Here is a 25,174-nt window from a genome sequence, read left to right as displayed (position 1 = left end):
CCAAGAACCGGCACCACCCATGAACCGACCGAATCGATCGAACCGCCCCTTCGCCCACCTGCACGTCGCGTCGGGGCATTCGATGCGCTACGGCGTCTCGCACCCGAGCACCCTGATCGAGCGCGCGGTCGAACACGGCCTGGACACCCTCGCGCTGACCGACCGGGACGGGGTGTACGGCGCGGTCGCCTTCGCGCGCGGCTGCCTCGCGGCGGGCATCCGGCCGATTCTGGGCGCCGAGCTGGCAGTGCTGCCCGCCGAGCCGGATCCCGTCGCGCCGGGCCGGATCCGGCGCACCCCCGCGCGCGGCGGCGCGTTCACCGACCCCGGGCATCCCCGGGTCACCGTGCTCGCCCGGGGCAGGGCGGGCTGGGCCGCGCTGTGCCGGCTGATCAGCGACGCGCACCGGCGCGACCGGGCCAACCCGGTGACCACCTGGGAGGCGCTGGCCGCGACCGACGGCGCTGTGGTCGTACTGGCCGGACCCGACTCCGAGGTCGGCCGGGCGCTCGCCGCCGACCGGCCCGCGCTCGCCGAACGACTGCTCGCCCGGGCCCGCGCCGGCATGCCCGACGACGCCCTGTACCTCGAACTGGTATGCCACCTCGCGCCGCCGGGCCGCGCCGGATCCGCCGTCCACGCGGCCCGGATGCTCACCCTCGCCGACACCCACCGCGTGCCCGCCGTGCTCACCAACGCGGTGCGCTACGCCGACCGCGAGGACGCCGTGGTCGCCGACGTGCTCGACTCGGCCCGCCGCCTGGTCCCGCTCGGCCCGCACCACCTGGCCCGCACCGGCTCCGAGGCATACCTCAAGCCCACCCTCGACATGGTCGCCGTCGCCGCCGAGATCACCTGCCTGGCCGGCCGGGGCACCGCCGCCGCGCTGCTCGGCGCCGGCCGCGCGCTGGCCGACGAACTGGTCCTGGACCCGGCCCGGGACCTGGGCCTGGGCAGCGTGTTCTACCCCGAGCCGGAGGTGCTGGGCGTGCCCGCGAGCCGGGCCGGCGCCGAACTGCGCGCGCGGTGCGAGGCGGGCCTGGGGCTGCGCGGCATCGCCCCCACCACCGAGGCGCTGGGTCGCCTCGACGACGAGCTGGCGCTGATCGGCCGACTCGGCCTGCCGTCCTACTTCCTGACCGTGGCCGGCGTGGTCGACCTGATCCGGGACATGGGCGTGCGCTGCGCGGCCCGCGGCTCCGGCGCGGGCAGCCTGGTCAACCACCTGCTCGGCATCTCCGGCGTCGACCCGCTCCGATACGGCCTGCTGATGGAGCGTTTCGTCTCGGACCGGCGCACCGCGCTGCCCGACATCGACGTCGACGTGGAATCCGCCCGCCGTACCGACGTCTACCGGCGGATCATGGAGGTCTTCGGCCCGGAGCGCTGCGCCTGCGTGTCGATGGCCGAGACCTACCGCGCCCGGCACGCCATCCGCGACGTCGGCGCGGCGCTGGGCCTGGCCGCCGGCGAGATCGACGAACTGGCCAAGGCGTTCCCGCACATCCGCGCCCGCGACCTCGGCCCGGCCCTGCGCGACCTGCCCGAACTGCGCAACCACCGACTCGCCCGGGACGGCGGCTTCGACGGCCTGTTCGCGCTCGCCGCCCGGCTCGACGGCCTGCCCCGACACCTCGCCCTGCACCCGTGCGGCGTACTGCTGTCCAACCCCACCCTCCTCGACCGCACCCCCGTGGAGACCTCCGCGCAGGGCTTCCCGATGAGCCAGTTCGACAAGGAGGACGTCGAACACCTGGGACTGCTCAAGCTCGACGTGCTCGGGGTGCGGATGCAGTCCGCGATGGCGCACGCGGTGGCCGAGATCGAACGGGTCGACGGCGCCGCCCCCGACCTGGACACGATCGCGCACGACGACCGGGCCACGTTCGACCTGATCCGCTCCACGCGCACCCTCGGCTGCTTCCAGATCGAATCGCCCGGACAGCGCGAGCTGATCGGCAAGTTCGCTCCGGAGACGTTCGAGGACATCATCGTGGACATCTCGCTGTTCCGGCCCGGCCCGGTCAAGAGCGACATGGTCACCCCCTTCCTGGCCGCCCGCCAGGGTTGGACCGAGCCCTACTACATCCACGAGGACTTCCGCGAGGCGCTGGCGGAGACCTGCGGCGTGGTGGTCTTCCACGAACAGGTGATCCGGATCATCCACATCGCCACCGGGTGCGACCTCGCCCGCGCCGACGTGGCCCGCCGCGCGCTGGGCAGCCACGAGCGAAAACCCGCCGTCCGGGACTGGTTGTACGAACTCGCCGCGCACCGCGGCTACAGCCGGCCGGTGATCGACAAGATCTGGGACGTCCTGGAGGCATTCGCCTCGTTCGGCTTCTGCAAGGCGCACGCCGCCGCCTTCGCGCTGCCCACCTACCAGTCCGCCTGGCTCAAGACGCACCACACCGCCGCGTTTCTGGCCGGCGTGCTCACCCACGACCCCGGGATGTACCCCAAACGGCTGATCCTGGACGACGCGCGCCAGTTCGGCGTGCCGATCCTGGGCGTCGACGTCAACCGCTCCGACGACGTCTACCGGGTCGAACCCCTCCCCGAGGGGCCGCCCGGCATCCGGATCCCGCTGGCCGAGATCAAGGGCATCGGCGCCGACGAGGTCGCCCACGTGCTGGCACACCGCCCGTACACCTCCCTCGTCGACTTCCGGGCCCGCAGCGGCGCGTCCCGCCCGACCACCGAACGGCTGATCACCATCGGCGCGTTCGACGCCGTGCACCCGGCCCCGACCACCCGCCGCGACCTGCTCCTGCAACTCGCCGACCTGAACCGCCTCGGCCGGGCCGGCCGGGCCCGGGGCGGCCGACACCAGGAGGGCGCCGAACTCGACCTGGGCCTGGCCCCCGACATCCCGCCGGCCACCGGCCTGCCCGAGTTCACCGACGTGGAACGGGTGCGGGCCGAACTCGACGTGCTCGGCCTGGACGCCGGCCGCCACGTGCTCGACTTCCACGCGCCGTTCCTGGCCGACCTGGGCATCACCCGCGCCCGCGACCTGCTGAACCGGCGCAACCGCGCCGAACTGCTGGTCGCCGGGGTCAAGGTGGCCACCCAGACGCCGCCGATCCGCTCCGGCCGCCGGGTGATCTTCCTGACCCTGGACGATGCCACCGGACCGGTCGACACCACCTTCTTCGAGGACGCCCAGGACCCGTACGCGGCCACGCTGTTCCACTCCTGGCTGCTGGTGGTGCGCGGGGTGCTGCGCCGCACCGGACCGCGCGGCGTGTCGCTGCGGGCCACCGGCTGCTGGGAGTTGGGCGCGCTGCACGACGCCTGGAGCATCGGCGGCGTCCCGGCGGTGCACGAGCTGATGGCCCAGGCGCGACCGGCGCCCGCCGCGCCCGCCGAGCGCCGGGTCCTGGTGCACGCCAGCGGCTTCAAGGTCTCCCCGTACGCAGACCTGCGTCCCGCCGGCACCGCCGCCAAGCAGGCCCCGCGCAAGCTGTGGCACGCCAGCCCCGGGAGCGCGGGATGACCTCCGTACACGCTCTAAGGTGGAACCCGACCGGTTCCGGAGGAGGGTGTTCGTGTCCGACCAGACGCGCAGGCGCAGCTCGATGCGCACCGCCGTCGTGTGGCAGGTGCTGCGCGAGGCGTTGGACCGACGGGCCGAGGCGGCCGGGCGGGACGTCCTCGACGTGCTCGACACCGGCGGCGGCACCGGCAACCTCGCGGTGCCCATCGCCCGACTCGGACACCGGGTCACCGTCGTCGACCCCAGCCCCGACGCGCTCGCCGCGCTGGAGCGCCGGGCCGCCGAGGCCGGGGTCACCGACCTGGTCCGCGCCCTCCAGGGCGACACCCACGACCTGTTCGACGTGGTCGAGCCGGACGCCGCCGACGTGGTGTTGTGCCACGGCGTCCTCGAGGTGGTGGACGACCCCGCGGCCGACCTCGGCCGGATCGTCCGCGCGCTGCGCGCCGGCGGCACGCTCAGCCTGCTCGCGGCCAACCGCACCGGCGCGGTCCTGGCCCGCGCCCTCGCCGGGCACTTCGACCAGGCCCGCGACCTGCTCGCCGACCCCGAGGGCCGCTACGGCCCGGCCGACCCGATGCCGCGCCGGTTCACCGTCGCCGACCTCACCGCGCTGGTCGCCAAGGCCGGCCTGGAGGCGGGCCCGGTGCACGCGATCCGGGTCTTCGCCGACCTGGTCCCGGGCGTCCTGGTCGACGACCCGGGCTCGTTCGACGCCCTCCTCGACCTCGAACGCGCCGCGGCCGAACAGCCCGAGTACCGCGCCCTGGCCACCCAACTGCACCTGCTCGCGGGCAAGCCGGCGAACTAGGCCCGCTTCCCGCCCGGGGCCCGCTTTCCGCCCCGGCCGCGACGCCCGGACGGGCGGTGCCGGATGAGCACCGCCCGATCCGCGCCGCCGCAGGCGATCATGCACGTCGACATGGACGCCTTCTACGCGTCCGTCGAGATCCGCCGCGACCCGACACTGCGCGACACCCCCCTGGTGGTGGCCGGCCAGGGCCCGCGCGGGGTGGTGCTCTCCGCCACCTACGACGTGCGCGCGCTGGGCGTACACGCCGGCCAGGCCACCTCCCGGGCCCGCCGGCTCGCCCCGCACGCGCTCTTCCTCTCCCCGGAGTACGACGACTACGCCCGCGTCTCCGGCGGCGTCATGGAGGTGCTGCGCTCGATCACCCCGCGCGTGGAGCCACTGTCCCTGGACGAGGCGTTCCTCGACCTCGCGGGCGTCACCCGCCGCCTGGGCCCGCCGGAGATCGTGGGCGAGTCGATCCGCGCCCGGATCTTCGACGAGCAGGGCATCACCTGCTCGGTCGGCATCGCGGACACCAAGTTCACCGCCAAGCTGGCCGGCGCGCTGGCCAAACCCGACGGGCTCAGCGTGATCCGCCCCGAGGAGGTGGTGGACTTCCTGCACCCGCTCCCGGTGGACCGCCTGTGGGGCGTCGGCGAGCGCACCGGCGCGTTGTTGACCGATCTGGGCCTGACCACCATCGGTGATGTCGCCCACACTTCGGTCGAGACGCTGAGCCGCGCGCTCGGCGCCGCCGCGGGCCGCGGGCTGTACGAACTCGCCTGGGGACGGGACCGCCGGCCGGTGATCCCCTGGGAACCCGAACGCAGTATCGGCGCCGAGGAGACTTTCCCCACCGACGTGGACGACCCGGTGGCGATCCGCCGCACCCTGCTCGCCCTCGCGCACCGCACCGCGACCCGGCTGCGCCGGGCGAAGACGGCCGGGCGGACCGTCACGATCAAGATCCGGTTCGCCGACTTCAGCACCATCACCCGCAGCCGGACCCTGCGCGAGGCCACCGACGTGGGCCACGAGATCTACCACGTGGCCTGCCTGCTGCACGGCGCGCTGGGCCTGGAACGGGCCCGGCTGCGCCTGGTCGGGATCCGGGTGGAGGGCCTGGTCGGCGGCGGCTCTCCGCGCCAACTGGTGCTCGGCGAACGGGATCCGGGCCGGCGCGAGGTGGAGCGCGCGGCCGACGCGGTGCGCGGCCGATTCGGCGACTCGGCGCTCACCGCCGCCACCCTGCTCGGTCGCGGGCCCCGGACACGGGGTCCGCGAGGGCGCTGAACCGCCGCCCGCCGCCGACCCCGGGCACCCCGGCGAGCCGCCCACCCGGACCCACCCGGCCCCATCCCTCAGCGCGAACCCGCCCGGGCCGCATATCATCGAAGCCCTGACCGGGGGACATGAGCGTGCGTCGGGCAGGGCACAAGTGTGGGAAGGGGCGGGAATCGATGTGGTGAACCCTCACGCGGTGTCGGGCGTCGAGCCCGTGCCGAGGGTGGCTTTCACGACAGCGATTACCTGCCTATCCTGAAAGGGCCGCAAGGTCGCGTCGCGGCCGACGAAGGAGGACGCCGTGCCGCTCTCAGAGCACGAGCAGCGCATGCTTGAGCAGATGGAGCGAGCGCTCTACGCCGAAGATCCCAAATTCGCGACAGCGCTCGAAGCAGCCGGCATGCGCCGGCATACCCGGCGACGCACCGTTCAGGCGATCCTCGGATTCCTGCTCGGCATCGTCCTGTTGATGACCGGCATGATGGTCCAACAGATCTGGGTCAGTGTCATCGGCTTTCTGGCGATGCTCGGTGGGGCGCTCCTCGCGGTCACCGGTTGGCGTCGGGGACCGGCGACGGCCGACGCGGGCGAAGGCGGCGGCGCGGGCCGCGGCCGTGCACCGCGGCGGCGCAACAAGGCCAAGGTGATGAACCGCATCGAGGACCGCTGGCGTCGTCGACGCGAGGAGAACGGCTGACGTTCGGCGCATACCGCACCGCGTCGACGACGCGACCGGGGAGACCCGGTCGCCACGGGTGGAGTCCCGGGCGCGACGTCGAGACGGGGCGGCATACGAAACGACAACGCCGGTGGCGGTGACCTCCGAGGGAATCGGAGGTCACCGCCACCGGCGTTTTGTCGTCGTGCCCCGGTGCCCCGGGTGGCCGGGCGGCCCCCGGTCGGGCGGGCGGCCGGGGCCGCCCGCCGCTCAGCCGAGGTCGGCCGGCTTCGGCGTGCCGCCCGGGCCCCCGCCCCGGCGGCGCCGCGGCAGGCGGGGCCGGAACCGCTCGGCGAGCGTGTACCGACGCTCGGCCCGGCTCGGCCCGCCCCGGCGGCGCAACGACGGCGGGAGCAGGCTCGCCCGCAACCGGCGACCGCGTCCGGCCTGGGCCAGCAGGCCCCGGCGGACCGCCCGCACGTCCTCGCCGAGGCCCGGCTCGCGGACCGGCGGGGTGGCCGCGTACAACAGCCGTTCGGTGGCGAGCGCGATTCGCGGCAGCGCCTCGCGGGCGGCGAGCAGGGCCGATCCCGCCGCGAGCCGCCCGGTGTCGTCGGCGTCCCCGGCATCCTCGCCGGCGGCGGCGTCGACCGCCAGCACGGCGAGCAGCCGTTCGGCGGCCTGGCGCGGGGTCTCCGCATCCGGTGCCGGGTGGCCCAGGTCGCGGGCGGTGTCCAGCACCTCGGCCCACCCGCCGAGCACCGGCCCGGCGCGGTCGTCGGCATCGACGTCGGCCGCCACGTCCCGGGTGAGCGCCGCGAACCGGCGTCGACGTACCCGGGTGCGGACCAGCATCGGCGCCACCACGAGCAGCACCACCAGCAGCACGGCGCCGCCGATCAGCAACACCCGGCCGGACAACCGCGGCCCGTCCGAGGAGGCGCCGACGGCGGCCGGCGCGCTGGTCGTGGCGGTCGACGGCCCGGCGCTCGGCACCGTCTGCGGCTGCTTGGTGGGCAGGTCGCCCGCACTGCCCGGGGTGGCCGACGGCGCGACCGGTGCCACGTCCTGCTGGGCGTAGGACGGCGAGTTGCCCCGGGAGGGGGTCGGCTCGAACCGGATCCAGCCCGCGCCGGAGAAGTACAGCTCCGGCCACGCGTGCGCGTCGTGGCTGCTCACCTTGTAGCTCATGTCGGCCTGCTGCGTGCCGGGAATGAAGCCGACCGCGATCCGCGCCGGGATGCCCAGGGTGCGAGCCATCACCGCCATCGCGGAGGAGAACTGTTCGCAGTAACCGACCTTCTGCTCCAGGAAGTTCTCCAGCGCCGAGGCGCCGTTGCCCGGCGGGACCTTGGTGTCGTAGCGGAACTGGTTGGAGCGGGCGAACCACTCCTCCAGGTTGCGGGCCCGGTCGTAGGAGGTGCCGTTGCCGCCGATCCGCTGCGCCTGCTGACGGATCCGGTTCACCATGTCGGGCGGCAGGTTCAGCGCCACGTAGGGCGCGAGCGCGGGCGGCGGCGGGCCGGCGGCCTTGAGCTGCGCGGGGGTCGGTTCGACGTCGAGGCTGGTCACCGTCCAGCCGAGGCCGCGCAGGCCCTGCTTGTTGTCGGCCAGCAGCAGGCGACCCTCGGGCTCGTAGCGCCAACTGCCCTTCACCTGGACCTGCGTCGCCGGGTAGGGCATCGGCAGCGAACCCTGGTCGTAGTCCCGGTCGGACTCGACCCGGGTGACCACCTCGGCGGTGCGCACCCCCTGGTCCAGGCCCGGCGGCTTGGGGAAGTCCTTCGGCACGTCGGTCAGTTGCCGCTCCGACGGCTGCCAGGAGCGGCCGTCGAACCGGTCGAGGGAGGAGATCCGCAGATAGATCGAGCCGGGCGAGGCGGCGTTGGTGCGGTAGCGCATCAACTCCCGGTTCTCCGCCCGGTTCAACTCGTCGGAGAGCTTGACCACGGGGTTGATCGTGGTCAGCCGATGCGACTGCGGCCCGTTGTCGTTCTTGTCCAGGAGCCGGTTGGCGCTCAGCGGGATCAGCGCGGGCACCGCCACGGCCACCGCGAGCGCGGCCACGCCGATCCGGCCGCCGCCGCGGGCGGGCGGGCGGTACTGGCGCATCGGCGGATAGCCGGGCGGTATCGGCGGAGCCAGCGGTCTGCCCCAGCGCAGCAGCCGTTCGCGGCCCTCCGCGAGCAGCAGCAGGACGTAGGCCAGCGCCGCGATCAGGAAGACCGCCCAGCCGAGGCCGGACTTGGACAGCGCGGCGGGCACGCTGTAGAGCGCGAGCAGCGGCAGGCCCGCCGGGGCGGCCTGCGCGTAGGTCACCGCGATCATGTCCACGATCACGGCCACGCCGCCCATCACCGTGAGCAGGATCGCGACGATCCCGGGCGTGGCGGGCGCGGGCGTGCTGAACTCGCGGATGTCCTGTCCGCCGGTGCGCATCAACTCCACGAACGCGTCGACGCTGCTCGGGGTCGGGATCGGGCCGCTGGCGTCGGGGACGCAGACCAGGAGCAGATAGGGCACCAGGGCGGCGACCTGGGTCAATCCCACGATCGGACGCGGCACCCGGATCCGCCGGGCCCCCTCGCCGACCAGGGCGACCAGCAGGATCGCGCCCAGTCCCTGGGCGATCCAACGGCCCGCGTCGACCAGCGGGAGCAGTGCGGACGAGGTCAGTGCGGTCGCGAGGGCCGCGACCAGGGCCAGACGCAGTCGGCCGGTCATGGCCGTTCCCCTCCGTCGACGGTGGAGCCCCCGATCGTGGGCGCCGCGCGGGGGCGCGGCGGCGGGCCCGAGGCGGCGGGCGTGGATACCGGCGCGGGAGCCGCGGGGGCGGCGGCGCGCGCGGTGCCGGCGTAGGACATCGAGCCGGCGGCGGCCGGGTCGCCCACCCGGCCGGCCGAGCGCCACAGTTCGGACAGCCGGGAACCGGCCCGGGCCGAGAGCACCCGCCAGCCGGCCTGGCGGAGCAGGCCCACCGCGCTGTCGTGCGGCAGCGCGCCGGGCACCCGGCCCCACGTGCTCACGTCCAACACGATCGCGACCCCGCGCCCGGAGCGGTGTCGGGCCCGGCCGAGCCGCTTGACGTCGTCCTCGGTCAGCGCGCCGAGCACGGCGACGGTCAGCCCGCCGCCCGCCGGGTCGCGCAGCGCGGGCTCGGCCTGGTCCAGGGCGTTCACCGGCACCGTCTCCACCACCGCGAGCGCGTCGAGCAGGAAACCCTCCAGGTCGCCGGGCGCGGCCCGGATGCCCTCCAGGTCCCCGGCGAGCGCGTCGCCCTCGGCGTCGAGCAGGCGGGTGGTGTAGCCGCGCCGGCACAGGTGTACGCCCACCGACGCGGCGGCCGAGACCACCCATTCGAAGGACGAGGCCGGTCCGTCGCCGACGTGCGCGCCGGCGCGGGTGTCGATCAGTACGGTGGCCCGGTTCTGCCAGGCCTGTTCCTCGCGGCGCACCATCAGTTCGCCGCGGCGGGCGGTGGAGCGCCAGTGCACCCGGCGCACGTCGTCGCCGTGCCGGTACTCGCGCGGGACCACGTCCTCCTCGCCGGACGCGGACACGTTGCGGGCGTGGCTGTCGCCGTAGCCGGTCCACTCGCCGCCCAGGTCCACCGCGGGCAGCGGCTGCACGGCGGGGGTGACCACGAGGGTGTCCCGGGCGGCGAAGGAACGGGTCAGCTCGCACATCCCGAACGGGTCGGCCATCCGCAACCGCAGCGGTCCCACCGGGAAACGCCCGCGCAGATCCGAGCGCACCCGGTAGGACACGTGCCGGTTGCCGTGCGGCTCGATGCGGTCCAGCACGAAGCGGGGCCGCGAGCCGAGTACGTAGGGCACGTGGTCCTCGAGCATCAGCAGACCGGTGGGGATGCGCGAGACGTTGTCCACGCGCAGCCGCACCTGGGACTCGTGGCCGGCCGCCACCCGGGGCGGCTCCAGCCCCCGGGCGCTGGTGACCAGGTGCCGGGTGCGGGCGACGATCAGGACCGCCACCAGCGGCAGCGCGGTGAGCAGGAAGCCGACCCGCAGCAGGTCGCGTTGGCCCAGGACCACCGCGCAGATGCTCGCGGCGATCCCCGCCGCGAGGAAGGAGCGCCCCCGGGTGGTCAGGCCCGACAGTGCGGTACGCACGTCAGCGCGCCGCCCCGGAGCCCGTGCCGCCGAGGCGGCCGTCGGACGGCACCGGCGCGTAGCCCTCGTGCGCGGTCGGCGCCTGCGTCGGGTACGGCCGGCCGCCGTTGTGGTGCGGGACGCCGCCCGGGTAGGGCTGGTGGGCGGGCGGCACCGGCGGGGCGGGCACGATCTGCGGCGCGCCGGCCGCCCGGCCCTGGACCGGTTGCGGGGCCTGGCCGGTGGGGGCGCCGGGGACCGGGACCTGGCGCACGATGTCGGCGACGATCTGCTCCGGGGTGCGCCGGGCCATCTGCGCGTCGGCGGTGGGCAGCAGGCGGTGGGCCAGCACCGAGACGGCCAGGGTCTGCAGGTCGTCCGGCAGGACGTAGTCGCGGTTGTCCAGCGCGGCCGCCGCCCGGGACGCGCGGACCAGGTGCAGGGTGGCGCGCGGCGAGGCGCCCAGGCGCAGTTCGGGCGAGCGGCGGGTGGCGTTGACCAGGTCGACCGCGTAGCGCGCGACGGCCGGGGACACGTGCACCCGGCGGACCGCGTCGGCGAGGCGGACCAGGTCGCGCGCGTCGGCGACCGGGGTCAGGTCGGTCAGCGGGGAGCCGGCGCTGTGGCCGCCGATCATCCGCAACTCGGCGTCGATCGCCGGGTATCCCATCGAGACGCGGGCCATGAACCGGTCCCGCTGCGCCTCGGGCAGAGGATACGTTCCCTCCATCTCCACCGGGTTCTGCGTCGCGATCACCATGAACGGCGCGCTCAACTCGTAGGTGGTGCCGTCGACGGTGACCTGGCGCTCGGCCATGCACTCCAGGAGCGCGGACTGGGTCTTCGGCGAGGCCCGGTTGATCTCGTCGCCGACCACGATGTTGGCGAAGATGGCGCCCGGCTTGAACTCGAACTCGCGCTTCTCCTGGTCGAAGACGCTGACGCCGGTGATGTCCGACGGCAGCAGGTCCGGGGTGAACTGGACCCGGCGCATGTCGCAATCGACGGATCGCGCGAGGGCCTTCGCCAGCATCGTCTTGCCGACTCCCGGAACGTCCTCGACGAGCAGGTGGCCCTCGGCCAGCAGCACCGTCAAGGCGAGGCGGACGACCTCGGGCTTGCCCTCGATCACGGTCTCCATGGCCCCGCGGATCCGATCGGTGGTGACCGTCAGATCCCCCAGACCGGCCTGATCGTTGAACGTCGACACCCGTGCCCCTCCCTGGAACCGCGTTGTGCACGCCCTGGGTCAGGGCCACAGGCCGATTCTCCCGGTAGCGTGCGCTGCCGTCACCCCGTTGGACGGCCCGGACAACGCGCATTGCGACTCCGGACGGTAGCCGACGCGGCGTGGAGGGCGATCCGGTCGGCACAAAAGGGCTTCGGCCGAGACGGGTCGATCCCCTCGATGGTGCCGCGCCGATCCGGTATTCGGGTCGGCGGGAGAGGCGACGGAGCCTATGACTGCGCGGAGGCGTCTTCCGGTTGCACGTCGGAGAGCGGGAAAACCTCGCGCAACAGGCCGGTGGTGACGTCGTAGACGAAACCGCGCACGGTCTCCCGGTGCAGGAGGAACGGGGAGTGGAGCACCCGGTTCATCGACTGGCGCACGTCGCCGTCGAGATCGACGAACGCCTCGACCGCCCACTGCGGGCGCAGGCCCGTGTCGGCCTCCAGTTCGCGGCGGAAGTCCTCGGTGACGGTGAGCATGCCGCACTGGGTGTGGTGGATCAGTACCACCTGCGTGGTGCCCAGGTGCCGCTGACTGATCGTCAGCGAACGCACCACGTCGTCGGTGACCACGCCGCCCGCGTTGCGGATCACGTGCGTGTCGCCCAGTTGCAGACCGAGCATCGCGTGCACGTCCAGGCGGGCGTCCATGCAGGTGACGACCGCCGTGTGGCGGACCGGCATGGCGGACATACCGGGGTCCCGGTACTGCTCCGCGTAGAGGCGGTTGGCTGCGACAAGACGATCGACCATGGTCAGGACGTTAGCGATTGCGGGCCCGATCCGCTTTGTGGGGGGAGTCACACCGTCCACATGCAGATGGATCGCCGCATTTTTGCGTTATGAGTGCTAATCCCCGAATGGGAGATTCATACCGGGAGCCCAGGGGTGAAAAGGCCGAAACCCGCGCCCGATGCGGGGGAGTGGCGTGCGGGGGGCGCGCAATCGGGTGGTTCTTCCGGGTCACCGCTTCTGACCTGGGCTTTTGTCATCAGTGGGAACAGAGTGACGCGCCCGAAAAGGGTTGACCGTGGGGTTTGGTGGAGTAGAGTGGCGGGAAATGGAGCCCACAAGCTCCTGACGGCGGCCGGAGGTGCTCGGTGTTTCTGGGCACATACGAGCCCCGGTTGGACGACAAGGGCCGGCTGATCCTGCCGGCGCGGTTCCGGGACGAACTGGCGGAGGGCCTTGTGATCACAAAGGGGCAGGAACGCTGCCTCTATGTGTGGCCCATCGCGGAGTTCACCCGGATCGCCGAGCAATTGGGCCGAGCCCCGGTGACCTCGAAGGCGGCGCGCGACTACATGCGCGTGCTCTACGCCGGGGCCTCCGACGCGGTGCCGGACAAGCAGGGGCGGGTGCTGGTGCCGCAACCCCTGCGCGACTACGCGGGCCTGGACCGGGACAGTCGGGACTGCGTCGTCATCGGGACCAACACCCGGGTCGAGCTGTGGGCGGCCCAGACCTGGCACGACTACCTCGCGGAGCAGGAGCGGTCCTTCGCCGTGTTGTCCGAGGAGGTGCTGCCCGGCCTGATCTGAGCCGATCCGAGCGCGGCGACGCCCGTCGCCTCCTCTTGGCTCCCCGAGTCGCATCCTCACGAACGTGGTCTCGCCCGGCGCACCTGCGGCGAGGTCTCCACCCGCTCCGAGCTTTCTGGCACTCCTTCCCCGGTGCCAGAGGTCACTTCCCCAGACGAGCGGGCGGGGACCTGGCGGCACGGTTCACGGCATGCGAGAAGGGTTGCACGGGCAGGGCCTAGACTGCGGGTTTCCGCACGACGAAGGGCCCGGAGTGAACGCGACGATGGTGGAGGGGCCGTGACGGCACCCGCCCACATTCCGGTCCTGTTGGAGCGGTGTGTCGACCTGTTGGCCCCCGCGTTGCGCGCACCCGGAGCGATCGTGGTGGACGCGACGCTGGGCATGGGCGGACACAGCGAGGCCCTGCTCACCGCCTTCCCCGAGGTGCGGCTGATCGGCCTCGACCGTGACCCCGAGGCGCTGGAGCGCTCCGGGGCCCGGCTCGCGGGGTTCGGCGAGCGGGCGACGCTGGTGCACGCGGTGTACGACGAACTGCCCGAGGTGCTGGAGCGGCTCGGGATCGAGCGGATCAACGGCATCCTGTTCGACCTCGGCGTGTCCTCGCTGCAACTGGACCGGGCCGATCGCGGCTTCGCCTACGCGCAGGACGCGCCGCTCGACATGCGGATGGACCCGACCGTGGGCATCACCGCGGCCGACATCCTGAACGGCTACACCGCAGCGGAGTTGGCCCGGATCCTGCGCGACTTCGGCGAGGAGCGGTTCGCCCGCAGGGTGGCCGACGCGATCGTGCGCGAGCGGGAGAAGGAGCCGTTCACCACGAGCGCGCGGCTGGTCGACGTGGTGCGCACCGCGATCCCGGCCGCGACGCGGCGTACCGGCGGCAATCCCGCCAAGCGCACCTTCCAGGCCCTGCGGATCGAGGTCAACGGGGAACTCGCGGTGCTGGAGCGGGCGTTGCCCGCCGCCGTGCGGGCGCTCGCGCTGCACGGGCGGATCGTGGTGATGTCCTACCACTCGCTGGAGGACAGGATGACCAAGCGGGTGTTCGCGGCGGGCGCGGAGAGCAAGGCGCCGCCGGATCTGCCGGTGGTGCCGGAGGAGTTGCAGCCGCGGTTCAAGCTGCTCACGCGCGGTTCGGAGAAGGCGAGCGAGCGGGAGAACGAGGAGAACCCGCGCGCGGCATCGGTGCGGTTGCGGGCCGCGGAACGGGTGCGGGAAGACCGGTGAATCGAGGCGGCGGACGGGGGAGCCGATGAGCGGCGCGGCGAAGACGATGACCCGGATCCGCCTGGCCGCGCGCCGGGCGAAGGGGACCACGCGCACGCCGTTCGTGGTGCTCGTGGTCGCGCTGCTCGGCGGCGGCCTGTTGTCCCTGTTGCTGCTGAACACCGCGCTCAATCAGGGCTCGTTCGAGGTGGGCCGGTTGCAAAAGCGCCAGGATCAGCTCACCGACGACCGCGAGGCGTTGCAGCGCGAGCTGGATGCCAGGGCCGCGCCCGGCGAACTCGCCCGGCGGGCCCAGGAGCTGGGGCTGGTTCCGGGCGGCAGTCCGGTCTTCATCGACCCCGCGACCGGGCGGGTGCTCGGGGTGCCCAAGCCCGCCACGTCCAAGCCGCCGTTGGTTCCGGAGGCCCCGGCGACGCCGGCCGGTGCCACGGCTGCCCCGCCCGCCGGTGGGGGGCCGGGCGCGCCGGTGGCGGCCCAGGCCGGGGCCGACCCGGCCGGGGCTCCGGCGTCGGCGACTCCGGCAGCGCCTGCGGCGCCCGCCGCCGAGACGCCGGCGACCTCCGCCGCGCCTGTCGCCGAGACTCCGGCGGCCCCGGCGACTCCCGCCGCGCCGGAAGCGGCCCGTTGACGCGAGGCTCCGCCGGTCGTGTCGCCCGCCCGGGTGCGCGGTCCACGGGCGGGCCGGGGCCTTGGGGTGCCGTGCGCCGTGAGAGGGCGGCGCGGTTCGACGTGTCGGGTCGGGGCAACGGGCGGGTCGATGTGGTCGGGTGGGGGCGGGTGGGGTTTCGCCCGGCGCCGCGCGTGCGTCCGCTCGTTGTACGAATGTGCCGCCGGGTGCGGTGCGCTGTCGCGTTCGACCCGCTGTCGCGTTCGACTTGTTGTCACATTCGGCTTGCTGCCGCATTCGGCTTGAAGGGACCCCGCGTTGACCGACGGACGCCGTGACCCCCGTGATCCGCGTGATCCCGACGAGCCGCGTTCCGCCGGAAGGGGCCGTCGTGACGCCGGCGCCGACCCGGCCGGGTCCTCGGCGCGCCGACCCCGGCCGGCGGCCGACCGCACGGGTGCGCCGGACGCGCGCCGGCCGCGCCCGCGCGGTCAGGGCGACCCGGCCGCGGCGCGTGGTGCGGGTGCGCGCGACGGGGAACGGGCGGAACCCGGCGGCCGGGCCGGGCGACCGCGCCGACCGGGCGACGAGACCGATCCGCCCGCGCGGCGCACCGGGCGACCGGCGAGCCCCGACGCGCCCCGCTCGGGCCGTTCGCGCGCCGGTGACGGCGGCTCCGGCGCGGGCGCGGGCCGTTCTCGGACCGAGGATGCCGCCGCCCGGGACGGTTTCGGCCGTTCGCGGGCGCCCGGCGTGTCCCCCCGGGACGGCTCGGGTCGGTCGCGGGCGGACGGCGGGTCCTCCGGGGCCGGTTCGGGGCGTTCGCGGGGCGATGGCGCACCCCGGGCGGGGTCCGGGCGGGTGCGGGACGCGGACGGGGCCGCGCGTCGAGGGGCGGAGCGTGCTCGGGCCGAGGACGGCGCTTCCCGGCGCGATTCGGGTCGGTCGCGGGGCGATGGCGTGTCCTCCCGGGCGGAGTCCGGGCGTTCGCGGCGCGAGGACGGGGCCGCGCGTCGGGGTTCGGGGCGCGGCGAGAACGCGGTCCCACGGGCCGAGGGTGCCTCGTCGGGCCGGCCGCGCGTGGACGGTGCGTCCTCCCGGGCCCGGTCCGGGGAGGATCGTGGGCGGCTTCGGGCGTCGCGGGCGCGGGAGCGTGGTGGAGCGGAGAGCGGGCCCCGGCCCGTGCGGCGGGCCGGGGATGCCGCCGCCACGCGGGACGAGCGTTCGGCCGCCCGACGACCCCGGCCGGTGGACGGCTCGGGGGAGCGATCGCGGCCGCCTCGCGCGGCCTCCGGTGACGGTGCCGGGCGGCGGGTTCGCGAGGCTGCCCGGGCCGAGCGGGCCGGGGCTTGGGGGCGGGCGCGGCCGAGTGCCGCCCGGCCCGCCCGTCCGCGCGCCCCGCGCCGGCCCGTACGCCCCGCCCGGATGGGCGACCCGCGCAAGCGGCTGCGGATCGGGCTGATCGCGCTCGGCGTGGTGCTGACCCTGTTCGCCGGCCGGCTGCTCCAACTCCAGGCCCTGGACGCGCCCGCGTACGCCGCGCAGGCCGCCGCCAAGCGCACCCAGACCGTCACCGTGCCCGCCGAGCGCGGCTCGCTCACCGACGCCTCCGGGGTGAGCCTGGCCAAGTCGGTGGACGCCTACGACGTCACCGCCGACCCCACCCAGGTTCAGAAGTACGACCCGCACGCAACCGCCCTGGCGCTGGCCCCGCTCGTGGCCGGCGACCCGGTGGCCATCGAGGCCAAACTGCGCACCCCCAAGTCCCGCTACGTCGTGCTCGCCCCGCAGGTGGACCCCGCCGTGTGGAACACCATCCGCCAGGCGCAGAAGGACCTCGGCAGGATGCGCCGCGACGACCTGGTCGGCATCTACTCGACCAAGCACAGCAAGCGGATCTACCCGGCCGGCCCCGTCGGCGCGAACCTGGTCGGCTTCGTCAACGCCACCGGCCACGGCGGCGGCGGCCTGGAGATGACCCTCGACGGCCGACTCGCGGGCAAGGACGGCCGCACCACGCAGGAGATGGTCTACGGCCGCCGAGTGCCCACCTCCGACCTCACCGGCACCCGGGCCGTGGCCGGCTCCGACGTGCAGCTGACCGTCTCGCGCGACCTCCAGTGGTACGCCGAGCAGCTGATCGGCGCGAAGGTCGCCGAGACCAAGTCGGAGTCCGGCACCGTGGTGGTCCAGGACGTGCGCAGCGGCCAGATCCTGGCAATGGCCACCGCACCCGGCTACGACCCCAACCACATCGGCCCGAACGACGTGCACAACCTGGGCAACCGGGCGGTGGAGGAGGCGTACGAGCCGGGCAGCACCGGCAAGGTGATGACCATGGCCGCGGTGATCCAGGAGGGCCGGGCCACCCCGGGCACCCACGTGACCGTGCCCAACCGGCTCGCCCGCGCCGACCAACTGTTCAAGGACGAGCACGACCACCCGACCCAGCAGCTCACCCTGGCCGGCGTCCTGGCCAAGTCCAGCAACATCGGCACCATCCTGGCCTCCGAACAGCTGGGGCCGGGTCGCGCCGAGGCCAACGCCAAGCTGCACGAGTACCTGACCCGGTTCGGCGTCGGGCAACCGTCGGGGCTGAAGTTCCCGGGCGAGACGCCGGGCATCCTGGCCCCGCCGCAGAAGTGGAGCGGGTCACAGCAGTACACGATCCCGTTCGGCCAAGGCCTGTCGGTCAACTCGGTCCAGGCCACCTCGGTGTTCCAGACCATCGCGAACGGCGGCGTGCGGATCGAGCCGAGCCTGGTCAAGGGCAGCACCGACGCGGACGGGAAGTTCAAGCCCGCCGCCGCGCCCAAGTCCACCGTCGTGGTCAGCCCGGAGACCGCCCGCCAGGTGAGCGACATGCTGGAGACCGTGGTCGCCGACGACGGCGGCACCGGCAAGAACGGTCGCATCCCCGGCTATCGCGTCGCGGGCAAGACCGGCACCGCCAACCGGTTCGACCCCAAGACCGGCCACTACAACGGCTACACCACGTCCTTCATCGGCTTCGCCCCGGCGGACAACCCGCAGGTCGTGGTGTCGGTGACGCTCCAGGCGCCGGGCATCGACGGCGGTGGCGGCAGCCTGTGCGCGCCGGTGTTCCAGCAGGTGATGACGTTCGCCCTGCAGAGCCGTCGGATCGCCCCGAGCGGCACCGCGCCGCTCGATCTCCCGATCGAGTGGTGATCGGTGCCGGCACCAGGCGAGGGGCCAAAGCGCGGTAGCCTGCCCGCCGTGCCCAACCGTGATCTGCGCCGCCCTGCCGAGGTGCGCCCTCAACCGCTGACCGGCCTGGCCGGGTTTCTCGCCGTCCCGCTCACCGGGGGCCCGAGTGATCCGGAGGCGACGCTGACCGGCGTCACCCACGACTCGCGGGCCGTGCGCCCGGGCGATCTGTACGCGGGGTTGCAGGGCGAGCACGTACACGGCGCCGCGTTCGCCGCACAGGCCGCGAAGGCGGGCGCGGCGGCGCTGCTCACCGACCCGGCCGGCGCGGCCCTGGCGGCCGACAGCGGCCTGCCCACCCTCGTGGTGGCCGATCCGCGCGGCCGACTGGGTGAGATCGCGGCTTGGGTGTACGGGCGGCCCGCCGAGCACCTGACCATGTACGGCGTCACCGGCACCAACGGCAAGACCACCACCGCCTACCTGCTCGACGGCGGGCTGCGCGCGGGCGGCGGCGTCACCGGGATGATCGGCACCGTCGAGACCCGGATCGGCGAGGAGGTGGTCCCCAGCGTGCGCACCACGCCGGAGGCCACCGACGTGCAGGCGCTGCTCGCGTCGATGCTGGAGAGCGGTGTCACCGACGCGGTGATGGAGGTCTCCAGCCACGCGCTCGCGCTCGGCCGGGTCGACGGCACCGTCTACGACGTGGCGCTGTTCACCAACCTGTCCCAGGACCACCTGGACTTCCATCCGTCGATGGAGGACTACTTCCTGACCAAGGCCGACCTGTTCACGCCGCGCCGCTCGCGACTGGGCGTGATCGATGTGGACGACGCGTACGGCCGCCGGCTCGCGAAGCTGGCGAGCGTGCCGGTGCTGACCGTGTCCGCGACGGGCGACCCGGATGCCGACTGGCGGGCCGAGAACGTCGAACTCGGCCCCGAGGGCAGCCGCTTCACCGTGGTCGGGCCCGACGGACACAAGGCCGAGGCGCGGGTGTGCCTGGCCGGCCCGTTCAACGTGTCCAACGCGCTGCTCGCGATCGTCGCGCTGACCGCCGGCGGCGTCTCGCTCGACGACGCCGTCGAGGGCGTGGGCCGCACGCCGGGCGTGCCCGGGCGGATGGAGCGGGTCGACGTCGGCCAACCGTTCGAGGCCGTGGTCGACTTCGCGCACACCCCGGACGCGGTCGAGACGCTGCTGCGCGCGCTGCGCCCGGTGACCTCCGGCACGCTGACCATCGTGCTCGGCGCGGGCGGGGACCGGGACCGGGCCAAGCGCCCGCTGATGGCCGCGGCCGCCGCCCGGTTCGCCGACGCGGTCGTGCTCACCAGCGACAACCCGCGCTCGGAGGACCCGAACACGATCCTGGCCGAGATGCTCGCCGGGATCGGCGCGGCCGACGCCTCGCCGGGCGCCGTGCTGGTCGAGCCGGATCGGGTCGCGGCGATCGCGCTCGCGGTGGACCGGGCCGCGCCGGGCGACACCGTGGTGATCGCGGGCAAGGGACACGAGCAGGGCCAGGAGTTCGCGAACGGGATCAAACACCCCTTCGACGACCGCGTCGAGCTGCGCGCGGCGTTGGCCAGAACCATGCACGCCGGCCCCGCGTCCCCCAAGCAGTCCACCGATGCGAGGATCGTGGCTCCCGCACCATCAACGCACACCCCGACGTCCGAGACCCCGAACCCAGGCGTCCCGGCGACCGGCACCTCGCGTGCCGAGGAGACGAACCAGTGATTTCCACCACTCTTGCCGAGATCGCCACCGCTCTCGGAGGGCGGCCGGCGGGCGGCGCGGATCCGCACGCGCACATCACCGCAGGGATGGTCGTGGACTCCCGCAAGGCCGGCCCCGGCACGCTGTTCGTGGCCGTACGCGGCGAGCACGTGGACGGGCACGACTACGCGCGCGCCGCGATCGAGGCCGGCGCGGTCGCGGTCCTCGCCGACCGCGAGACCGGCACCCCGGCGATCCTCGTCGACGACGTGGTCCGCGCGCTCGGCCGACTCTCCCGGACGATCCTCGACCGGCGTCCCGAGACCGCGGTGATCGCGCTGACCGGCTCCTCCGGCAAGACGAGCACCAAGGACCTGCTCGGCCAGGTGCTCGCCCGCCGGGGCCCGACGATCGCCCCGAGCGGCAACTTCAACACCGACATCGGCCTGCCGATGACCGTCCTGGGGGTGACCGAGGAAACCCGCTACCTGGTCGCCGAGATGGGCGCGCGCCACGTCGGCGACATCGCCTACCTGTGCACCATCGCCCCGCCCCGGATCGGCCTGGTGCTCAACGTCGGCTCCGCGCACATGGGCGAGTTCGGCGGGCGCGAGGGCATCGCCAAGGCGAAGGGCGAACTGGTCGAGGCGCTGCCCGCCGACGGCGTGGCCGTGCTCAACCGGGACGACCCGTACGTGCGCGCGATGGCCGCGCGCACCAAGGCCCGAGTGGTCACCTTCGGCGAGAGCGCCGAGGCGGACGTACGGGCCGAGAACGTGACACTCGACGAACAGGGACGGGCCTCGTTCACGCTGCGCGTGCCGGAGGGCAGTGCGCCGGTGATCTTGCGCCTGTACGGTGAGCACCACGTGGCGAACGCACTCGCGTGTGCCGCCGTGGCACGCGAAGTGGGCATGACCGTCGAGGACATCGCGGCCGCCCTCGGCGCGGCAGGTACGATCTCCCGCTGGCGGATGGAAGTCACCCGCAGGGACGACGGGGTGACCGTCGTGAACGACGCGTACAACGCCAACCCCGAGTCGATGCGGGCCGCACTCAAGGCCCTGGTCGCGATGGCGGGCGGCAATCGTACGTTCGCCGTGCTGGGCGCCATGCGGGAGTTGGGCGAGGAGTCGCTGACCGAGCACGACGCGATCGGGCGACTCGCGGTACGCCTGAACATCCACCGACTGGTGGCCGTGGGCGGCAGGGAGGCCGCCTGGATCGACATGGGCGCGAAGAACGAGGGTTCGTGGGGTGAGGAGTCGGTGCTGGTGCCCGACGTAGAGGCGGCCGTCGAACTACTCCGGGGCGAACTGGCCCCGGGCGACGTCGTACTGGTGAAGGCGTCCCGAGGGGTCGCCCTGGAACGGCTCGCGGACGCGCTGTTGGCGGACGCCGCCGGGGACGACGTGAGCAACGCGGAGGTGCACGGGTGAGGGCCATCCTCATCGCCGGCGGCATCGCCCTGGTGTTGTCGCTGATCGGTACGCCGCTCGCGATCCGGATCCTGGTCAAGCGCGGCTACGGCCAGCTGATCCGGGACGACGGTCCGGCCGGACACCACAGCAAGCGCGGTACGCCCACCATGGGCGGCGCGGTGATCATCCTGGCCGCGCTCATCGGCTACGGCGCCGCCAAGGCGATCACCCTGGAGACGCCGAGCGCGTCCGCGCTGTTGGTGCTGTACCTGATGGCGGGCCTGGGCCTGGTCGGCTTCGTCGACGACTTCATCAAGATCGTCAAGCAGCGCAGCCTGGGTCTGCGGGCCAAGGCCAAACTGGCCGGACAGTCGTTCGTGGGCATCTCGTTCGCGCTGCTCGCGATCCAGTTCAAGGACGCGCGCGGGTTCACCCCCGCGTCCACACACCTGTCCTTCGTGCAGGACACCGCGCTCGACCTGACGCCGGTGTTCTTCGTGATCTGGGCCTACATCCTGATCGCCGGCCACTCCAACGGCGTGAACCTCACCGACGGTCTGGACGGTCTGGCGACCGGCGCCTCGGTGATCGTCTTCGGCGCGTACACCTTCATCGGGGTCTGGCAGTACGGCCAGTCGTGCCTGAACGCGCCCGGCGTGGGCTGCTACGACGTGCGCGATCCGCTCGACCTGGCGATCGTGTCCGCGGCGATGATGGGCTCGTGTTTCGGCTTCCTGTGGTGGAACACCTCGCCGGCCAAGATCTTCATGGGCGACACCGGTTCGCTCGCCCTGGGCGGCGCGCTCGCCGGGCTGGCCATCCTGACCCGCACCGAGTTGTTGTCCGCGCTCATCGGCGGCCTGTTCCTGATCATCTCGCTGTCGGTGATCATCCAGGTGGGCTACTTCAAGATGACCGGCAAACGGGTGTTCAAAATGGCGCCGCTCCAGCACCATTTCGAACTCAAGGGGTGGACCGAAGTACTCATCGTGGTTCGGTTCTGGATCATCGCCGGCCTGTGCGCCATTCTCGGGATCGGCATCTTCTACGCGGGCTGGGTTACGGGAACGTAAGAGACGTGAGTACGAAAGACCTGAGCACCTTCACCCATCACGGTGCGCCGTGGGCCGAGCTGTCGTTCTGCGTCGCGGGCACCGGGGTCACCGGCGCGTCCGCGGCGCGGGCGCTGCACGGCCTCGGCGCCCGGGTCGTGGCGATCGACGGCAGCGCCGACGACAACGCGCGGCGCCGCGCCGAGGAGTTGGGCGCGCTCGGCGTCGACGTGCGGCTGGGCGACGACGAGACGCTGCCCGAGAACACCGACGTGCTGATCACCTCGCCCGGACTGCCGCCCACCAAGCCGCTGTTCGCCGCCGCGCGTGCGGCCGGCGTACCGGTGTGGGGCGACGTGGAGTTGGCGTGGCGGTTGCGGCCGCGCGTGGACCCCGCGCCGTGGCTGGCGATCACCGGCACCAACGGCAAGACCACGACCGTGCGGATGCTCGCCTCGATCCTGGAGGCGTCCGGCAAGCGGGTCGCCGCCGCGGGCAACGTCGGCACGCCCGTGGTGGACGCGGTGCTCGCCCGCGACGCGGACGGCGAACCGGCGTACGACGTGCTCGCCCTCGAACTGTCCAGCTTCCAGCTGCACTGGCTGCCGACCTGGGAGGAAAGTCCCAAGGACGACGCGGGCGCGCCGCGGATGCTGGCCGCCGCGGTGCTCAACATCGCGCCGGACCACCTGGACTGGCACGGCTCGCCGGAGGCGTACGCGGCGGACAAGGGCCGGATCTACGGCGGGTGCCAGATCGCCTGCGTGTACAACCTGGCCGACCCGCAGACCGAACAGCTCGTGCACGAGGCCGAGGTCGAGGAGGGCTGCCGCGCGGTGGGCTTCGGGCTCGGGCCGCCGGGGCTGTCGAACTTCGGGGTGGTCGACGACCTGCTGGCCGATCGCGCGTTCGTGGCCGACCGGCACAGCACCGCGGCGGAGCTGGCCACCGTGGGCGACGTGAACCCGCCCGCGCCGCACAACGTGGCCAACGCGCTGGCCGCCGCCGCACTGGCGCGCGCCTACGGCGTGCCGCCCGTGGCGGTGCGCGACGGGCTGCGCGCGTTCCGGCCCGACGCGCACCGCATCGCGCATGTGGCCACCGTGGCCGGCGTCGACTACGTGGACGACTCCAAGGCCACCAACGGACACGCCGCGGCGGCATCGCTGGCCGCCTACCGGGACATCGTGTGGATCGCCGGCGGCCTGGCCAAGGGCGCGTCCTTCGACGACCTGGTCTCCGGCGCGAAGAGCCGGCTGCGCGCGGTGGTGCTGATGGGCGCCGACCGCGCGGTGATCCGGGACGCGCTCGCGCGACACGCCCCCGATGTCCCCGTGGTGGAGGTGGCCGCGACCGACACTGGGGCCATGGAACTGGTCGTGGGCGAGGCGGCGGCGCTGGCGCGTCCGGGGGACACCGTGCTGCTCGCGCCCGCGTGCGCCTCGATGGACATGTACGCAAACTACGGCAAGCGCGGCGACGCGTTCGCCGACGCGGTCCGCGGGCTCGGGCCGGCGGCGGGCTGACCGGGCGCGATGGCCGCCGGTCCGCAGACCCGCGAGGCACACCCCGCGCCCGCCGACGAGCGGCGGCCGCGGGGCGACTCGCGGCTGCCCGCGCCGCGTCCGGCCGCCGGGGCGCGCCGGATCGGACCGGTGCGGCGGGAGTTGCGCCGGGCCATGGACAGCCCGCTGACCGCCTACTACCTGCTGCTCGGCTCCGGCCTGCTGCTCACCGTGCTCGGCCTGGTGATGGTGCTGTCCGCGTCGCAGATCACCTCGCGCACGATCTACGGCTCCTTCGACGAGATCTTCACCAAGCAGTTGATCGCGGTCGCGATGGGCTTCCCGCTGATGTGGATCGCGTCACGTCTGCCGCTGCGCTGGTACCGCCGGTTGGCCTATCCGTTCCTGCTCGGCTGCGTGGGCGCGCTGTGTCTGGTCCTGGTGCCCGGTCTGGGCATCGAGGTCAACGGCAACCGCAACTGGATCGGCTTCGGCTCGTTCCAGATCCAGCCCTCGGAGTTCGCCAAGCTGGGCCTGGTGTTGTGGGGGGCCGACGTACTCACCCGCAAGCGCCGGTTGCTGGGCCAGTGGCGGCACATGTTCGTCCCGCTGCTGCCCGGCGCGCTGATCATCCTGTTCCTGGTGCTGCTCGGCGGCGACATGGGCACCGCGATGATCATCACCGTGCTGGTCCTGGCGCTGCTGTGGATCGCGGGTGCCCCGGGCCGGTTGTTCGCCATGGCGATCGCCGTGGTGAGCGTGCTGACCACCGTGCTGATCGTGCTCAAGCCGCACCGGGCCGCCCGGTTCGCGGGATTCCTCGACCCGTTCTCCGACCCCGACGGCAGCACGTTGCAGGCCGCCCAGGGCATCTATTCGCTGGCCACCGGCGGTTGGTTCGGCAGTGGAATCGGGACCAGCTATGGCAAATGGGGCACTTTGCCCGAGGCGCACACAGACTTCATCTTCGCCGTCATCGGCGAGGAATTGGGTCTCGTGGGGACGCTGTCCGTACTCACCCTCTTCGCGGCCCTAGGCTATGCAGGTATCCGCGTCGCGAGTCGGACGAAAGACCAGTTCGTACGGCTCGCCGCGGGTGGCGCGACCGCGTGGATCATGGCCCAGGTCATGATCAACGTCGGGGCGGTGCTCGGCCTGCTGCCGATCGCCGGAGTGCCGTTGCCATTGGTGTCCTACGGAGGTTCCGCCCTGCTTCCGACCATGTTCGCCGTGGGCATGCTGTTGTCCTTCGCCCGAGGTGAACCAAAGGCCGAGGCGGCGCTCGCCGCACGCGGGCCCGGGGCGGTTCGTCGAGCGTTCGCGCGGATCCTGCCGCGCAGGGATGGGTGAAT

At 73.5% G+C, this 25,174-nt stretch carries 17 protein-coding genes; 13 read left to right on the top strand and 4 right to left on the bottom strand.

Translation table 11 applies throughout. The features are described from left to right. The first annotated feature begins 19 nt into the window (after positions 1–19). The 4 genes from ACMXN5_RS08830 to ACMXN5_RS08815 all read left to right on the top strand — a co-directional run bounded on the left by ACMXN5_RS08830 (position 20) and on the right by ACMXN5_RS08815 (position 6,273). Entirely contained in the window at positions 20–3,499 is a 3,480-nt protein-coding gene (locus tag ACMXN5_RS08830; protein ID WP_439674772.1) for a DNA polymerase III subunit alpha, read from the top strand. Positions 3,500–3,551: 52 nt separating this feature from the next. Beyond that, positions 3,552–4,310 carry a methyltransferase domain-containing protein gene (locus ACMXN5_RS08825; RefSeq protein ID WP_126638308.1) on the top strand — a complete coding sequence of 253 codons (759 nt, stop codon included), beginning with the start codon at positions 3,552–3,554 and terminating at the stop codon, positions 4,308–4,310. A 63-nt stretch (positions 4,311–4,373) separates the two neighbouring features. After that, positions 4,374–5,585 carry a DNA polymerase IV gene (dinB, locus tag ACMXN5_RS08820; RefSeq protein WP_395789036.1) on the top strand — a complete coding sequence of 404 codons (1,212 nt, stop codon included), beginning with the start codon at positions 4,374–4,376 and terminating at the stop codon, positions 5,583–5,585. 292 nt (positions 5,586–5,877) lie between these two features. Beyond that, the gene (locus ACMXN5_RS08815) at positions 5,878–6,273 is read left to right on the top strand and encodes a DUF3040 domain-containing protein (protein ID WP_380012707.1); all 396 of its coding nucleotides are present in this window, start codon (positions 5,878–5,880) and stop codon (positions 6,271–6,273) included. 231 nt (positions 6,274–6,504) lie between these two features. Here ACMXN5_RS08815 and ACMXN5_RS08810 read toward each other — a convergent pair whose 3' ends face one another. The 4 genes from ACMXN5_RS08810 to ACMXN5_RS08795 form a co-directional block, all read right to left on the bottom strand. Next, on the bottom strand, positions 6,505–8,958 hold the full coding sequence (locus tag ACMXN5_RS08810; protein WP_439674771.1) for a transglutaminaseTgpA domain-containing protein: 2,454 nt from the start codon (positions 8,956–8,958) through the stop codon (positions 6,505–6,507). Beyond that, positions 8,955–10,364, bottom strand: a complete 1,410-nt coding sequence (locus ACMXN5_RS08805; protein WP_380012713.1) for a DUF58 domain-containing protein — start codon at positions 10,362–10,364, stop codon at positions 8,955–8,957. Before ACMXN5_RS08805 ends, ACMXN5_RS08810 begins: the two co-directional genes overlap by 4 nt. A gap of 1 nt (position 10,365) precedes the next feature. Then, positions 10,366–11,553: an AAA family ATPase gene (locus tag ACMXN5_RS08800; RefSeq protein WP_439674770.1), complete on the bottom strand. Its 1,188-nt coding sequence runs from the start codon at positions 11,551–11,553 to the stop codon at positions 10,366–10,368. A gap of 248 nt (positions 11,554–11,801) precedes the next feature. Continuing rightward, positions 11,802–12,326 (bottom strand): beta-class carbonic anhydrase, encoded by a 525-nt coding sequence (locus tag ACMXN5_RS08795; protein WP_439674769.1) that lies wholly within the window; start codon positions 12,324–12,326, stop codon positions 11,802–11,804. A 347-nt stretch (positions 12,327–12,673) separates the two neighbouring features. Between ACMXN5_RS08795 and mraZ the strand changes: the two genes are divergently transcribed. From mraZ to ftsW, 9 genes are all read left to right on the top strand, one after another. Beyond that, on the top strand, positions 12,674–13,114 hold the full coding sequence (mraZ, locus tag ACMXN5_RS08790; RefSeq protein ID WP_078977589.1) for a division/cell wall cluster transcriptional repressor MraZ: 441 nt from the start codon (positions 12,674–12,676) through the stop codon (positions 13,112–13,114). A 279-nt stretch (positions 13,115–13,393) separates the two neighbouring features. After that, on the top strand, positions 13,394–14,347 hold the full coding sequence (rsmH, locus tag ACMXN5_RS08785) for a 16S rRNA (cytosine(1402)-N(4))-methyltransferase RsmH (protein WP_439674768.1): 954 nt from the start codon (positions 13,394–13,396) through the stop codon (positions 14,345–14,347). Between the two features lie 25 nt (positions 14,348–14,372). Further along, positions 14,373–14,975, top strand: a complete 603-nt coding sequence (locus ACMXN5_RS08780) for a hypothetical protein (RefSeq protein WP_439674767.1) — start codon at positions 14,373–14,375, stop codon at positions 14,973–14,975. A gap of 1,404 nt (positions 14,976–16,379) precedes the next feature. After that, on the top strand, positions 16,380–18,143 hold the full coding sequence (locus ACMXN5_RS08775) for a peptidoglycan D,D-transpeptidase FtsI family protein (protein WP_395789025.1): 1,764 nt from the start codon (positions 16,380–16,382) through the stop codon (positions 18,141–18,143). A gap of 48 nt (positions 18,144–18,191) precedes the next feature. Next, complete coding sequence (locus ACMXN5_RS08770; protein WP_439674766.1) at positions 18,192–19,865, top strand: UDP-N-acetylmuramoyl-L-alanyl-D-glutamate--2,6-diaminopimelate ligase; 1,674 nt, start codon at positions 18,192–18,194, stop codon at positions 19,863–19,865. After that, on the top strand, positions 19,862–21,283 hold the full coding sequence (locus tag ACMXN5_RS08765; RefSeq protein WP_439674765.1) for a UDP-N-acetylmuramoyl-tripeptide--D-alanyl-D-alanine ligase: 1,422 nt from the start codon (positions 19,862–19,864) through the stop codon (positions 21,281–21,283). The genes ACMXN5_RS08770 and ACMXN5_RS08765 overlap by 4 nt, the downstream gene beginning before the upstream one ends. Further along, positions 21,280–22,338 (top strand): phospho-N-acetylmuramoyl-pentapeptide-transferase, encoded by a 1,059-nt coding sequence (mraY, locus tag ACMXN5_RS08760; RefSeq protein ID WP_078977595.1) that lies wholly within the window; start codon positions 21,280–21,282, stop codon positions 22,336–22,338. The genes ACMXN5_RS08765 and mraY overlap by 4 nt, the downstream gene beginning before the upstream one ends. A gap of 20 nt (positions 22,339–22,358) precedes the next feature. Then, positions 22,359–23,843 (top strand): UDP-N-acetylmuramoyl-L-alanine--D-glutamate ligase, encoded by a 1,485-nt coding sequence (gene murD / locus ACMXN5_RS08755; protein ID WP_380012827.1) that lies wholly within the window; start codon positions 22,359–22,361, stop codon positions 23,841–23,843. Positions 23,844–23,852: 9 nt separating this feature from the next. Then, entirely contained in the window at positions 23,853–25,172 is a 1,320-nt protein-coding gene (ftsW, locus tag ACMXN5_RS08750; RefSeq protein ID WP_439674764.1) for a putative lipid II flippase FtsW, read from the top strand. Positions 25,173–25,174: the final 2 nt, after the last annotated feature.

This window comes from Embleya australiensis (assembly GCF_051903075.1).
Lineage (GTDB): Bacteria > Actinomycetota > Actinomycetes > Streptomycetales > Streptomycetaceae > Embleya.
This window is presented reverse-complemented; position numbering and strand designations above follow the sequence as displayed.

Excerpts from the sequence above, each read along its gene's own strand:
- dinB (WP_395789036.1), top strand. The coding sequence starts at position 4,374 with ATGAGCACCGCCCGATCCGCGCCGCCGCAGGCGATCATGCACGTCGAC.
- ACMXN5_RS08795 (WP_439674769.1), bottom strand. The coding sequence starts at position 12,326 with ATGGTCGATCGTCTTGTCGCAGCCAACCGCCTCTACGCGGAGCAGTAC.
- ACMXN5_RS08810 (WP_439674771.1), bottom strand. The coding sequence starts at position 8,958 with ATGACCGGCCGACTGCGTCTGGCCCTGGTCGCGGCCCTCGCGACCGCA.
- ftsW (WP_439674764.1), top strand. The coding sequence starts at position 23,853 with ATGGCCGCCGGTCCGCAGACCCGCGAGGCACACCCCGCGCCCGCCGAC.
- ACMXN5_RS08775 (WP_395789025.1), top strand. The coding sequence starts at position 16,380 with ATGGGCGACCCGCGCAAGCGGCTGCGGATCGGGCTGATCGCGCTCGGC.
- ACMXN5_RS08830 (WP_439674772.1), top strand. The coding sequence starts at position 20 with ATGAACCGACCGAATCGATCGAACCGCCCCTTCGCCCACCTGCACGTC.
- ACMXN5_RS08780 (WP_439674767.1), top strand. The coding sequence starts at position 14,373 with ATGAGCGGCGCGGCGAAGACGATGACCCGGATCCGCCTGGCCGCGCGC.